General features: G+C 62.2%; 1 protein-coding gene. It reads left to right on the top strand.

What is annotated here, in order from left to right:
• Positions 1-251: hypothetical protein (locus NTD88_RS05055; RefSeq protein ID WP_262155762.1), on the top strand; the 251-nt coding region annotated here is incomplete at both ends.

Below are 251 nucleotides of genomic sequence, written 5' to 3'. Positions count from 1 at the left end.
AATCTGCCCTGGCTCAAGACCGTCGATGCGCAAGGCATCAGCAATGAGCGCCGGTATGTGGTTGCAGAGGCGCTGGACGACGTGAAGATGGCCATGCAACTGGGGTATGTCGAGAAGGCCGTCGAGAAGGCTGCTCGCCAGGACCGGGACGCCAAGGGCCGCGCCATGATGCACCAGGCCCGTTTCGGGACCAATTATGCAACGCTGGAAAGACGCGAGCCGTATGACCCGGAGCGCGTAAGAAGCCAGGC

Source organism: Pseudomonas sp. 20P_3.2_Bac5 (assembly GCF_025466035.1).
Classification (GTDB): domain Bacteria; phylum Pseudomonadota; class Gammaproteobacteria; order Pseudomonadales; family Pseudomonadaceae; genus Aquipseudomonas.
Note: the sequence above shows the minus strand (reverse complement) of the source record. Positions and strands in the feature narration are given on the sequence as shown.